Annotated in this window: 11 protein-coding genes; 2 read left to right on the forward strand and 9 right to left on the reverse strand. The window is 59.0% G+C overall.

Annotation, left to right across the window (positions count from 1 at the left end; genetic code table 11):
• Window positions 1-4: 4 nt before the first annotated feature.
• The gene (locus C4J89_RS19985; RefSeq protein WP_124415404.1) at window positions 5-1,615 is read right to left on the reverse strand and encodes an ATP-binding protein; all 1,611 of its coding nucleotides are present in this window, start codon (window positions 1,613-1,615) and stop codon (window positions 5-7) included.
• Window positions 1,612-2,337: a response regulator gene (locus tag C4J89_RS19990; RefSeq protein ID WP_124410596.1), complete on the reverse strand. Its 726-nt coding sequence runs from the start codon at window positions 2,335-2,337 to the stop codon at window positions 1,612-1,614. Before C4J89_RS19990 ends, C4J89_RS19985 begins: the two co-directional genes overlap by 4 nt.
• 574 nt (window positions 2,338-2,911) lie before the next feature.
• On the opposite strand from C4J89_RS19990, the gene C4J89_RS19995 reads away from it, so the two are divergent.
• A complete protein-coding gene (locus C4J89_RS19995) occupies window positions 2,912-5,803 on the forward strand; it encodes a ribonucleoside-diphosphate reductase subunit alpha (RefSeq protein WP_124364030.1) in 2,892 nt (963 codons plus the stop codon).
• Window positions 5,804-5,897: 94 nt separating this feature from the next.
• On the opposite strand, the gene C4J89_RS20000 is transcribed toward C4J89_RS19995, so the two are convergent.
• The 7 genes from C4J89_RS20000 to C4J89_RS20030 form a co-directional block, all read right to left on the reverse strand.
• Window positions 5,898-6,938 carry a hypothetical protein gene (locus C4J89_RS20000; protein WP_372238954.1) on the reverse strand — a complete coding sequence of 347 codons (1,041 nt, stop codon included), beginning with the start codon at window positions 6,936-6,938 and terminating at the stop codon, window positions 5,898-5,900.
• Between the two features lie 174 nt (window positions 6,939-7,112).
• Window positions 7,113-8,423, reverse strand: coding sequence for a flagellar hook protein FlgE (gene flgE, locus C4J89_RS20005; RefSeq protein ID WP_124364032.1), 1,311 nt, complete (start codon window positions 8,421-8,423; stop codon window positions 7,113-7,115).
• A gap of 31 nt (window positions 8,424-8,454) precedes the next feature.
• Window positions 8,455-9,174: a flagellar hook assembly protein FlgD gene (gene flgD / locus C4J89_RS20010; protein ID WP_124368045.1), complete on the reverse strand. Its 720-nt coding sequence runs from the start codon at window positions 9,172-9,174 to the stop codon at window positions 8,455-8,457.
• A gap of 16 nt (window positions 9,175-9,190) precedes the next feature.
• Entirely contained in the window at window positions 9,191-9,634 is a 444-nt protein-coding gene (gene flgC, locus C4J89_RS20015) for a flagellar basal body rod protein FlgC (protein WP_024076985.1), read from the reverse strand.
• Between the two features lie 3 nt (window positions 9,635-9,637).
• Entirely contained in the window at window positions 9,638-10,045 is a 408-nt protein-coding gene (flgB, locus tag C4J89_RS20020) for a flagellar basal body rod protein FlgB (RefSeq protein ID WP_057726450.1), read from the reverse strand.
• A 307-nt stretch (window positions 10,046-10,352) separates the two neighbouring features.
• A complete protein-coding gene (cheR, locus tag C4J89_RS20025; protein ID WP_124364034.1) occupies window positions 10,353-11,180 on the reverse strand; it encodes a protein-glutamate O-methyltransferase CheR in 828 nt (275 codons plus the stop codon).
• 43 nt (window positions 11,181-11,223) lie between these two features.
• Window positions 11,224-12,156 carry a chemotaxis protein CheV gene (locus C4J89_RS20030; protein ID WP_124364035.1) on the reverse strand — a complete coding sequence of 311 codons (933 nt, stop codon included), beginning with the start codon at window positions 12,154-12,156 and terminating at the stop codon, window positions 11,224-11,226.
• Between the two features lie 97 nt (window positions 12,157-12,253).
• On the opposite strand from C4J89_RS20030, the gene flgA reads away from it, so the two are divergent.
• Window positions 12,254-13,006, forward strand: a complete 753-nt coding sequence (gene flgA, locus C4J89_RS20035) for a flagellar basal body P-ring formation chaperone FlgA (protein WP_177412834.1) — start codon at window positions 12,254-12,256, stop codon at window positions 13,004-13,006.
• Window positions 13,007-13,035 lie beyond the last annotated feature (29 nt).

Raw genomic sequence — 13,035 nt, forward strand, 5'->3', positions numbered from 1 at the left:
GATATCAGCGTTTCTCCTGATCCCTGGGCCAGCTCAGACTGAAACACGCGCCGCCCAGGTTGTTGCTCTTGCTGATCAACGCCCGCCCGCCATGCCAATGGATAATCCGCCGCACAATCGACAAGCCCAGGCCATGCCCGCCCGAGGCGCGGGTGCGGCTGTCGTCCAGGCGCAGGAAGGGTGTGAAGATGCGTTCCCAGGCGCTTTCCGGTACGCCGGGACCATCGTCTTCCACATCGATACGGCAACGCACCTGCCCTACCTGATAACTGATCAGCACCTGGCCCTTGGCGTGGCGCATGGCGTTACTCACCAGATTCTGCAACGCGCGATGCAGGTAGCGGGGTTCGGCATCGACCCAGGCATCCTGCCAATGCGCCGATGACAGGCAGGTACCCCGGCTGACGCTGACCTGCGGGCGCAGTGGCGACAATTCGCCGACCACCTGATCAATTAACGCGTCGAGATCGACGCGCTGGAAGTTCAACGCCGGCGCGCCCTGCTCCAGGCGCGCATAAGTGAGCATTTCATCCACCAGGCCGTCCAGGTCCTGGATATCCCCGTCCATGCCCTCCAAGTATTTGCGCCGCGCCTCGGCCGTGGTGGCATCGCCAAGCATCTCCAGGCCGAAGCGCAGGCGCGCTACCGGCGTGCGCAGCTCGTGGGACACCGCACGCACCAGTTCACGCTGAATCGCCAGCAATTGTTGCAGGTGCTCGGCCATGCCATTGAACGCGGCCGCGAGCCGCCCTACCGAATCGGCGCCACGGGCCGGTACGCGAACTTCCAGATTGCCCTTGGCGATCCGCGTGGCCGCCGCCTCCAGCCCCTTGAGCCGGCGCTCGAGCTGACGCACCAACAGGTAGACGATCAAACCGATCAGGGTCAGACCGATCAGGGCGATCAGGACCAGCCATTGCGCGGGGTACGGATTCATTTGATACAGCGGGCCGATCTCCAGCACCCACGGCGTGCCGACCATGCCGGCGAACACGCGGATCGAATCACCGCCCTTGCCCAGGGCCATCACCGTATCGCCTTCCGCCACGCGACGGCGCTGGTCGTCGTCCATATCGGCCTGGTCGAGGGCCATCAGATGCATCTCGAAACCAAAGCCCTTGGCCTGCTTGAGGTCAGCCAAACGTTGCGGCTGCTCGGCCACCGGAAACCGCACCAGTTCGTCGGCCAGCAGGTAGATCGTGGCGCGGGCCAATTGCTCGCTGATTTGCTGCACTTCGCCGGTGAGCACCAATTGCTCCGGTTCGCTGACCAGGCGCACTACGCGCGCGGCATGGGGCCCGGTCTGTTCCACCAGGACCTGACCACGTTGCAGACGCTTGCGCTGGCTCAGGTCCAGCTGTGCATCAGCGAAGGTGCGCAACTGCAGCGGGATGCCCAGCAATCGTTCCCACACCGCCAATGCACGCTGGCGCTCGAGGGCGCTCATGGGCTGCAGGTTGTCGCCCATCAGCGCAAAGGTGCCGTGGGCCAGGCGCTCGCGGTATTGGTCGCTGCGCACATCGTTGAGCAAGTGCAGCGCCAGTACGCCCAGCAGCGCGACCAGGATCAGCGCGGCGCACATGCCGCCGTAGATGCGCAGGAAGATCGAGTTCACAGGGGCATATCGGCGGCGGCTTCAGGCACGAACAGGTAGCCTTTGCTGCGGATGGTCTTGATCAGGCGCGGGTGGATCGGGTCATCGCCGATCTTCGGGCGAATACGTGAGATGCGCACATCAATCGAGCGATCCTGGCCGTCGTAGCCAACGCCACGCAGGGCAATGAAGATTTCTTCGCGCGAGAGAATGCGCCCGGCATTCGCCACCAACAACCACAGCAGGTCGAACTCGGCACTGGTCAGTTCGATACCCTTTTGGTGCAACCAGGCCTCGCGCAAGGCGTTGTCCACCACCAGCGGGCCGAATTGCAGGCGGCGCTGGTTTTCCACCACAACCGGTAACGCCGGCTCGCTGCGCCGCAGCAGGGCCTGGATGCGTGCCAGCAACAAGCGCGGGCGCACGGGTTTGCACACGTAGTCGTCGGCGCCCAGGTCCAGGCCGAGCACCTGGTCCACCTCATCGGTACGCGCCGTCAGCATCAGAATCACGCCCTCATAGCGCTCGCGCACCTTGCGGCAGATGCTCAGGCCGTCTTCGCCCGGCAGCATCAGGTCGAGGATCACCAGGTCCGGCTGTTCGGCGACGATGCGCGCTGCGGCCTGGGCGCCGTCGTTCTCCACTGACACCCGCAGGCCGTTGCTCTCCAGGTATTCGCGGGTCAGCTCGGCCAGCCGCTCGTCGTCCTCGACAATCAATATCTGCCAGGGTTCTTGCTCCACGCGGTGTCCTCATTGTTATAAGAAATGCTGATGGTCGACACGGTCGAGGCATACCCTGGTTGTCATGTATTGAGGGCATAACGAGGGTCGATTGTAGCCACGGGCTAACCCCTGAACACAAGCCTGGAAATCCATTCGGTCATGGCGTTTTTTTGTGATAGGGTTCGCGCCCTCAAAAATCCAACCGACAGTTTTTGCCTGGAAATATTCGGTGACAGGCGGCGTAATCCAGCAGTACTGCGGCCTACACGGGCGTTCCATGATTCATACACATTTTACCCACAGCGTTATCCACAGGTAGTGCGTTGCTAAGCCCCCCAAAACGCATTATCTTGTACCTCGGCACTTCCAGAGACCCTACATGTAGGGTTTTGGAAATAAGCGCCCAACCACATAAGCAGCTCGAAATTCAAGCGTTTTATTGCTAGCACAGCGTGGAACCAACCGATTATCAGTAGACCAAACCGCTCACGCGGATGGCAGCTGTTTTTCATCCAAGTCATGGAAAACGGTACGGGTGTTGCAGGAAAGCCTGGCACTCGCAATCAAATATAGAACGTGGAGACAACCCCCCATGCAAACCGACACAACTCGCGAGAACCCGCAGGGCTCCGTGCCGCAGGCCGCTGATTCGAATATGGATCTGGCCGCCACTGCACCTGGCCAATTGCGCGTGATCAAGCGTAACGGCACTGTCGTTCCTTACACCGATGACAAAATCACCGTCGCCATCACCAAAGCGTTTCTTGCAGTTGAAGGCGGCACCGCTGCCGCCTCGTCGCGCATCCATGACACGGTTGCACGCCTGACCGAACAAGTGACTGCGACCTTCAAGCGTCGCATGCCATCGGGCGGCACTATCCACATCGAAGAAATCCAGGACCAGGTCGAACTGGCCCTGATGCGTGCCGGCGAGCAGAAAGTTGCCCGTGACTACGTGATCTACCGTGATTCCCGGGCCAAGGAACGTGCCGTGCACGCGCCGGCCGCCGAATCCGTCCAGGCGCATCCTTCGATCCGCATCACCCTGGCCGATGGCAGCTTTGCGCCGCTGGACCTGGGCCGCCTCAACACCATCATTACCGAGGCCTGCGAAGGCCTGGAAGAAGTCGACGGCGACCTGATCCAGCGCGAAACCCTGAAGAACCTGTACGACGGCGTGGCCCTGACCGACGTCAACACCGCCCTGGTGATGACTGCCCGTACCCTGGTCGAGCGTGAGCCGAACTACTCGTTCGTCACCGCGCGCCTGCTGATGGACACCCTGCGCGCCGAAGGCCTGGGTTTCCTGGGCGTGGCCGACAGCGCCACCCACCACGAGATGGCTGACCTGTACGCCAAGGCGCTGCCCGCCTACATCGCCAAGGGTATCGAATTCGAATTGCTGAACCCGATCCTGGCCACCTTCGACCTGGAAAAACTCGGCAAGGCGATCAACCACGAGCGCGACCAGCAGTTCACCTACCTGGGCCTGCAAACCCTGTACGACCGTTACTTCATCCACAAGGACGGGATCCGCTTCGAACTGCCGCAAGTGTTCTTCATGCGCGTGGCCATGGGCCTGGCGATCGAAGAGAAGCACAAGGAAGACCGTGCGATCGAGTTCTACAACCTGTTGTCGTCCTTCGACTACATGTCGTCCACGCCGACCCTGTTCAACGCCGGCACCCTGCGTCCACAGCTGTCGAGCTGCTACCTGACCACCGTGCCGGATGACCTGTCGGGCATCTACCACGCGATCCACGACAACGCCATGCTGTCCAAATTCGCCGGTGGCCTGGGTAACGACTGGACGCCGGTGCGTGCACTGGGTTCGTACATCAAGGGCACCAATGGTAAATCCCAGGGCGTCGTGCCGTTCCTCAAAGTAGTGAACGATACCGCCGTAGCCGTAAACCAGGGCGGCAAGCGCAAAGGCGCTGTGTGTGCCTACCTGGAAACCTGGCACATGGACATTGAAGAGTTCATCGAGCTGCGCAAGAACACCGGTGATGATCGTCGTCGTACCCACGACATGAACACCGCCAACTGGATCCCTGACCTGTTCATGAAGCGTGTCTTCGATGACGGCAAGTGGACCCTGTTCTCGCCATCCGAAGTGCCGGACCTGCACGACCTGACCGGCAAGGCCTTCGAAGAGCGCTATGAGTACTACGAAGCCCTCACCGAGTACCCAGGCAAGGTCAAGCTGTTCAAGACCATCCAGGCCAAAGACCTGTGGCGCAAAATGCTGTCCATGCTGTTCGAAACCGGCCACCCATGGCTGACCTTCAAAGACCCGTGCAACCTGCGCAGCCCGCAGCAGCACGTCGGCGTGGTCCACAGCTCGAACCTGTGCACCGAGATCACCTTGAACACCAACAAGGACGAGATCGCCGTTTGCAACCTGGGCTCGATCAACCTGCCGAACCACATCGTCAACGGCAAGCTGGACACCGCCAAGCTGGAACGCACTGTCAACACCGCCGTACGCATGCTCGATAACGTGATCGACATCAACTACTACTCGGTGCCACAGGCGCAGAACTCCAACTTCAAGCACCGTCCGGTCGGCCTGGGCATCATGGGCTTCCAGGACGCTTTGTACCTGCAGCACATTCCTTACGGTTCCGATGCTGCCGTCGAGTTCGCCGACAAGTCCATGGAAGCGGTCAGTTACTACGCAATCCAGGCGTCCTGCGACCTGGCCGACGAGCGCGGCGCCTACGAGACGTTCCAGGGTTCGCTGTGGTCCAAGGGCATCCTGCCGCTGGATTCGCAACAGATCCTGATCGAGCAACGTGGCCAGAAGTACATCGATGTTGACCTGGAAGAATCCCTGGACTGGGCGCCAGTACGTGCCCGTGTGCAGAAAGGTATTCGTAACTCCAACATCATGGCCATCGCACCGACCGCGACCATCGCCAACATCACTGGCGTTTCGCAGTCGATCGAACCGACCTATCAGAACCTGTATGTGAAATCGAACCTGTCGGGCGAATTCACCGTGATCAACCCGTACCTGGTCCGCGACCTGAAAGCCCGCGGCCTGTGGGACTCGGTGATGATCAACGACCTGAAGTACTACGATGGTTCGGTGCAGCAGATCGAGCGCATCCCGCAGGAACTCAAAGAGCTCTACGCCACTGCGTTCGAAGTGGACACCAAGTGGATCGTTGACGCCGCCAGCCGTCGTCAGAAGTGGATCGACCAGGCGCAGTCCCTGAACCTGTACATCGCCGGCGCTTCGGGCAAGAAGCTCGACGTGACCTACCGCATGGCCTGGTACCGTGGCCTGAAAACCACGTACTACCTCCGTGCCCTGGCCGCGACCAGCACCGAGAAGTCGACCATCAACACCGGTAAGCTCAACGCTGTTTCCAGCGGCAACCATGGTGATGATTCGGTACTCGCTGCGCCTGCCGGCCCGGCACCGGTGCCGAAGGCTTGTGCGATTGACGAGCCGGATTGCGAAGCTTGCCAATAAGCTGAGCCGACCCTGGGTTTAACAGCTCAAGGTTGTAAGGCCCCCGATGCGCTTTCAGTGTATCGGGGGCTTTTTTCATTCAACAAAATATTCCCTAGAACAATATGGTCGCAATACCCGACTGGGGCACACCGCCGCGGCGCCCCCACAGTTCAATCCTGCCGTTGATCACGGCCATTGAGTGACCGCCGTACTCTACGGTTCCTACCTTGCTATTTCTCAAGTCGGCATCAGTCGCAGGCCGGTAATGACCTTTCAGACCCAAGCGGTCAAGACCCTCGCGTGAATACTCACCATCGTTAAGGCTGTTCATCGCAGCCTGAAAGCTGCGCCCGGCGGTGCCATCATTGTTTTCCATCTGCGCCCGCTTGGCACTCGCGGCGTACATAAAATTGGCATTTGTCATCATCGCCGGGTCATCGCCCTTGAAACGAGCGTGTGTCGCCGCCTGCCTCACCTCATCCTTGGTCAGTGAAAGCTTGAAGCCATCTCGCATCGTGACGTCATACCCCTTGCTCGTCTCTTTAACGTCCTTGAAGACGTCTGTAGGTTTTTGACCGAACTGCATCATGGCGGCTTTTATGGCAGAAACGGTGACACAGTTACCATCAGGTCCTTGGCTGAAACCGCTCCAGATATTGTCGGGTTTCTTCCCGGGATTACTGTTGTCGGGCTTGTAATTGAAATGCCTCGAGCCTTCGGTGATTGGCTTGTTACTCGTAGACTCGCTGGGCCCGAACCCACCCGGGTTGACTCTACGTCCACCCCCACCGCCTCCACGGCCGCCTGGCGGCGTGGGCGATGGCGCGGGTGGCGTTACATCTTCATCGGGAAACAACTCCTTCAACAGCCGCCGTAGAAATTCGAGAAACTTGTCATCGTTGTTGTCGATGAGCTTGTTAAGCATCTCCTCGAGTTTTTTATCACCCAGCTGTTCACGCAGCTTGTTCAATTTATCCCGGGCGTCTTGCACCGCTTGCGTCTTACCTGTTTGCTGCGCATCAAACATGTCGTTGAGCAGCTTCCTGACTGCGGCTACCTCGTCAGCCGGCGTGGCGGATGCCTGCCTGCGCGCGCCCCTGGGCCCAAGAACTGCGCGCCCTGCCCCTGGACCGAAACCCCCTGAACACCACATACCGCGCCCCCATGATTGGTGAACCTCTCAGGCTCTGGTCCGATCAGTGGCAAGACGGGTACGGTGCGTTCCTCGCCAAACAATTCAGCGCATAACCTTATGGGTCGGCGGATGTTTTCTTACACGCACAAAAAAGCCCCTCTTACGAGGGGCTTCTTGTGGAGCGCTAACGCATCACGTCATCTGAATGATGGTCTGCATGATGGTGCTCTGGGTGGAAATGGTCTTGGCGTTCGCCTGATAGTTGCTCTGGGCCTTGATCAGGTCCACCAGTTCGTTGGTCAGGTTGACGTTGGAGTTCTCCAGGGAGTTGGCCACGATCGAACCCAGTGTGCCGGCTTGCGGAGTGTCGTACCCAGGCTGGCCCGAAGCGAAGGTCTCTTTCCAGGTGGTGCTGCCGCCGGGTTGCAGGCCTTGTTCGTTGTTGAAGCTGGCCAGCGAAATCTGGCCGATGGCCTTGCTCTGCTGATTGCTGAAGGTGGCGAACATTACGCCGTTGCCGTCGATCTTCAGGCCGGTGATCTGGCCGGTGGCATAGCCATCGGTGACCGGAGGGTTACGGTAGGTGGCCGAATTGTATTGGGTAATGTTGGCCATGTTGACGGCAATCCCGCCCGGGTTGGCGTTCGCGCCGTTAGCCTTCCACACACCATTAGTCACTGTGCCCGGCACCCAGCCTGCAACGGTGAGCGTCTTATCGGACACACCACCGGTCACCACGCTGGTGAGTTTGCCCGCGCCATCGAAGGTCAATGTCGACGCCACAGGGGGGGTCGATGGGGTGCCCGTCGGTGCCGAACCATCAGGATTGCGACCGTCGATCAGGGTGTAGGCATTCCATTTGTTGCCGTCGGTTTTCACCAGGTACTGCACCATTGGGTGCGCGTTGCCCTGGGAGTCGTACAAAGTGGTGCTGTATTGAGTGGTGAAGGTATCGGTCTTGGTGGGGTCGAACGGCTTGGCCGTTTGGTCGATCACCGGCTCCGAGGAATTCAGGTTACTGGTGGAGTCCACCTTGGTGGACGCCTTGGGCGGCAGGTTAGTCAGGTTCAGTTGCAGGTCGGTGAGCCCGCCCTTGATGATCTTGCCGTCATCATCCGCCGCGTAACCCTGCAGGCGCGAGGTACCCGTGTTGTTGGTGATGAAGCCGTCTTTGTCGGCACGGAAGGCACCGCTGCGGGTGTACTCCAGCGAGCCGTCGCTGCCCTTCTGTACGAAGAAGCCACCGCCCTGGATCGCCATGTCCAGGATACCGCCGCTGCCGTTAACGTCACCCTGGGTGAATTGCTGGGATACCGCCGCCAGGTTGACACCATTGCCGATGCTGTTCTGGCCGGTGCCCAATTTGGACGCTGCGTAGATATCCGCGAACTCTGCACGAGACGACTTGAAACCCGTGGTCGCGACGTTGGCGATGTTGTTGCCGGTCACGTCCAGTTGTTTGTTGGCCGCATAGAGGCCGCTAAGGCCGATATTAAAAGACATGTTTCTCTCCCTCTGCCGTATTTAGCCGGCTCTATGTACCGATAGTCTGAATTTGTGACAGCTTGACGCTGCCCATGCCGCCTGCCAGGTTCAGCAGCATCTCGCCGCCGGTCTTGCTCAGCGTCACGCTGGTGACGGTTGCCGGCAGCGAAGTGGCCAGGGCAACCGCGTCGCCCTTGTCATTCTTGGTGGAGGCCGCGAAGGTGTAAGTACCGGCCGGGGCCACCTCACCCGCTTCGTTCTTGCCATCCCAGATAAAGTCCGAAGTCCCTGCGCTCTGGGCGCCCAGATCGAGGGTGCGCACCACGTTGCCGTCTTTATCGGTGATCTTGACCGAGACGTTGCCCGTCGCCGCTGTCACCGCCACCGAACCGGTCATGCTCTTGCTGGTATCGACCAGCGCCTTGTCGGTCTGGGTGATGATCGAGCGTCCGACCAGCGACGAAGCCTGCAGCGCCTGGGAAGAACTGAAGTTGCTCGAGATGTTATTCACCGAGTCATTCAGGGTGTTGATGCCTTCCAGGCTGCTGAACTGCGCCAGCTGGGCCACGAACGCACCGTTATCCTGTGGCGACAAGGGGTTCTGGTTTTTCAGCTGGGTCACCAGCAGTTGCAGGAATGCATCCTTGCCGAGGGCCTGGTCGCCGGTGGCGGCCTTGGAAACATTCGCTACATTGTTTGAAGCGTCCTTGACCTTGGAGTTGAAGAGGTCCTGGACTGCCGTATTGTTCGACGTATCAACGATGGCCATTATTTGGCGCCCCTTATCACTGACCCAGGGTCAGGACCTTCTGCATCATGGTTTTGGCGGTGTTCATCATTTCCGCGTTGGTCTGGAACGAGCGACTGGCGGAAATCATGTCGGCCATTTCCTCGACCACATTGACGTTGGGGTAATAGACGTAACCCTTTTCGTTCGCCGCCGGATGGTTGGGCTCGTAACGCGCTTCGAGGTTGCTCTGGTCTTCGACCACACCCAGCACCTGTACGCCTTGACCGGCGGCATCCTGGTTCTGGAACAACGAATCACTGCCACCGCTCTGGCCGCCTTGGAACATGGTGGCGAATACTGGATGCCGGGCGCGGTAAGTCTGGTCAATGCTTGAAGACACAGTCTCGGCGTTGGCGATGTTACTGGCGACGGTGTTCAAACGCGTGGTCTGCGCGCTCATGCCACTGCCGGCAATATTGAAAACACTGGACAGGGACATGGCTTATTCTCCACGCAGGGCTGACATCAGCCCTTTGAATTTGCTGTTGAGCAGGGTAAAGCTGGCCTGGAAATTCACCGAATTTTCGGCGTAGTTCGATTGTTCCAGCTGGGCATCGACGGTGTTCTGGTCGATCGATGGCTGCATTGGCGTGCGATACAGCAGCGACTCGTCACCACTGCTAAGGCCTTGCGCTTCGATATGACGGCTGTTGGTCATGTTCAAGGCGAAGGTGCCGTTCTTGGTCTTGTCCTGCTGCGCGGCGAGCACGGCGGAGAAGTCCAGATCCCGAGCCTTGTAGTTCGGGGTATCGGCGTTGGCAATGTTGTTGGCCAGGACTTCGGCACGCTGGGCGCGGAAGCCCAGGGCTTGTTCGTGGATACCGAGCGCTTTATCGAAGCTGATGCTCATGGCGGAAACCTTTAGGCTGACCTGCTATTCGTTAACAGGGCTATAGCAAGGTGCATGCCAATCTGCGAGGGTCCCGTATATCAAGGGCTGGCGGGGAGGTTGCCGGCGGCAATGCCAGAAAAGCGGCAAGTACTTTCCGCGTGGCGCCAGTAAAGCGGCAATACAATTTGCCGCTTCCGGTGGGATGGTGGCAAACAAATGTGGGAGGGGGCTTGCCCCCGATAGCGATGTGTCATGTCATGAATAGCTGACTGACCCACGCGATCGGGAGCAAGCCCCCTCCCACATTTTTACCGCGTAAACTGTGTTATTTGGCCTGGTAGATGATTCCCGGGCTGCACTGCACCATCTGGTAGTGATCCGGCAATCCGTTCAAGGCTTCCGAAGCGCCGAGGAACAGATACCCCCCACGCTTGAGCGTGCCATGGATGCGCAACAGGATGTCCTTCTTCACTTCGGCCGAGAAATAAATCAGCACGTTGCGGCAGAACACCATGTCGAACTTGCCCAGGCTGGCGTAGCTGTCGAGCAGGTTGAACGAGCGAAACTCCACGCGATTCTTGATCGGCGCCTTGATCGCCCAGCGCCCTGCCCCTTTCGGATCAAAGTAGCGCTGCAGACGCTCCGGAGACAAACCCCGGCCCAGGGCCAGGCTGTCGTATTCACCCGTCTTGCAGTTGGTGAGCATGGTGCCGGACAAGTCGGTCGCGACGATTTGCGCGCCGGCCTTCAACTGTCCCATGTTGGTCCGTTCGAACTCGTCGATGGACATCGAGATCGAATACGGTTCCTGTCCGGAAGAGCACGCCGCCGACCAGATACGCAGGCGCTGGCCCGGGCTGGCCTTGATGGCCGCCGGCAGCACTTTGTTCTTGAGCACCTCAAACGGGTAGGTATCGCGAAACCACAGGGTTTCGTTAGTGGTCATGGCATCGACCACCATCTCCTTGAGCCCGCTGCGCGGCTGCCCCTGGATCCGCTGGACCAACTCACCCAGGGACTTGATGCCCTGCTGTTCCATCAGTTTGTTGAGACGGCTGGATACCAGGTATTGCTTGTTTTCACCGAGCAATATGCCACAGGCTTTTTCCAGGAAGACCCGGAACTGTTCGAAATCCAAATTACCCGTAGACAATGATACCGCCTCTTAAATCGTGTGACCGCCAGGGGAAATCCCCCTAGCCGTGATCTGCTGCCTTGATCCGGTCGACTACCCGGGATGCGAGGTCATCAGGCCGGAATTTAGCCAGGAAGTCATCTGCGCCGACCTTCTTGACCATTGCCTGATTGAATACCCCCGACAACGAAGTATGCAGGATGATATGTAATTTTTGCATGCGTGGATCGTTGCGTATTTCAGCTGTAAGGGTATAGCCGTCCATTTCCGGCATTTCAATGTCGGAGATCATCATCAGAAATTCTTCTTCCGGCTTCTTGCCCTCATCGACCAACTTGCGCAGGTAATCCAAGGCTTGGCGCCCGTCATTGAGGGCCACCACATCGACGCCGATGGTTTGCAGGCAACGCGTGACCTGCTTGCGGGCGACAGAGGAGTCGTCCACGGTCAACACGCGCAGGGACACCGCCTTGTGCGCTGTCTCGGCATCCACCACACCGACCGAAATGGTCTCCGACGTGGGCGCGACTTCGGCGAGAATTTTCTCTACGTCGATGATTTCCACCAACTGGTTATCAACCCGCGTCACGGCCGTCAGGTAATGATCGCGCCCGGTGCCCTTGGGCGGCGGATGGATCTCTTCCCAGTTCATATTGACGATACGTTCCACCGAGCGCACCAGGAACCCCTGGGTCTTGGTGTTGTATTCGGTAATGATAACGAACGGGTTCTGACGGTCCTGCAAACCAGCGGAGCCGGTGGCCATTGCCAAATCAAGAATCGGAATGGTCGCGCCACGGATATTGGCTACGCCGCACACCACCGGGCTGGATTTAGGCATGATCGTCAGCTTGGGGCACTGCAACACTTCCCGCACCTTGAACACGTTAATGCCGTACAGCTGCTTGCCGTCCAGGCGAAATAGCAACAACTCCAGGCGATTCTGCCCTACCAGCTGTGTGCGCTGGTTTACTGAATCCATTACTCCTGCCATGCCCAGACTCCTAAATCCCAGAGGTACGATGCGTACCCAACACTAAACGGCACGAGCTTTGCTAAGTTTTGCTATTCGGTTGGCTTTGGATATTAAAATGACAGTTTCCCGACATCCCTGCCGCCCAAAGTACCGCAGACTGCTCTGCGCCGCGATGGCGCTGCTTGTCTGGGGCGTGGGCGTCGCGGCTCGTGCCGACAACGTCACCCTGCCTGATCTACTTATCGGCGTCACCCAGGGCTTTCTTGAATTCACTGTAGAAGATTATCTGGCAACCACCCAGACACCGGGCCGCTATGAAATTCAGGTCAACCCATTGGACCCGCGCCTGCGCCTGCCAATGTGCGACAAGGAATTGACAGCCACCCTGGAAAGTCCCGCCCAGCCCATCGGTCGGGTAACCGTTAAAGTCCGCTGTGAGAGCGCCTCCCCCTGGACGGTGTTTGTGCCGGCCCAGGTCAAATTGTTCCGCGACGTGGTCGTGGTAGCGCGCCCTTTGAAGCGCACCGGCATTATTGGCTATGACGATGTTGTGCTGCGTGAGCGGGATATCAGCCTGATCAATCAGGGTTACCTGACCTCCCTGGACCAGGCTATCGGGCAGCGACTCACCCGACCAATGGTCACCGATCAGGTGATCACGCTGGTGCATCTGGAGCAGGCGGAAGTGATTCGCAAGGGTGACCAAGTGGTGATTTCCGCCAGCAGCGGCGGGTTGAACGTAAGAATGCCGGGGGAAGCGCTCTCCAATGGTGGCATGAGCGAACAGATCCGGGTCAAGAACCTCAACTCCAACCGTGTGATCAAGGCGCGGGTGACGGCCCCCGGCCAAGTCGAGGTGGCGCTATAGATGACTGGAATCAATTGCCCGCTTTTCCT

Source organism: Pseudomonas sp. R4-35-07 (assembly GCF_003852235.1).
Classification (GTDB): Bacteria; Pseudomonadota; Gammaproteobacteria; order Pseudomonadales; family Pseudomonadaceae; genus Aquipseudomonas.